1 protein-coding gene is annotated in these 246 nt (G+C 70.3%); it reads right to left on the reverse strand.

Going from position 1 to position 246, the window contains the following annotated elements; genetic code table 11:
- The coding region (locus C1X29_RS29080) for an alpha-amylase family glycosyl hydrolase (protein WP_256584432.1) at positions 1-246 on the reverse strand (246 nt) is incomplete at both ends.

Below are 246 nucleotides of genomic sequence, written 5' to 3' on the forward strand. Positions count from 1 at the left end.
GCGGTCCAGGGCATGGGCGTGCGGGCGCCGTCGCGTCCCAGGGTCAGGGGCCAGTTGGCCAGGGCCTCAGGATCTTGCAGGGCCTCGAAGGGGATGTCCGCCTGCGGCAGGCCGAGCTCGTCGCCGTAATAGAGAAAAATGTTGCCGCGCAGGCAGGCGAGCAGCATCAGGCTCATCCGCGCCGCAGCGTCGCGGTGCTCGGGCAAGGCCCATCGCGTCACCGCGCGCGGCGCATCGTGATTGGAG

Source organism: Pseudomonas sp. GW456-12-10-14-LB2 (assembly GCF_002884345.1).
GTDB classification, from domain to species: Bacteria; Pseudomonadota; Gammaproteobacteria; order Pseudomonadales; family Pseudomonadaceae; genus Aquipseudomonas; species Aquipseudomonas paraglycinae.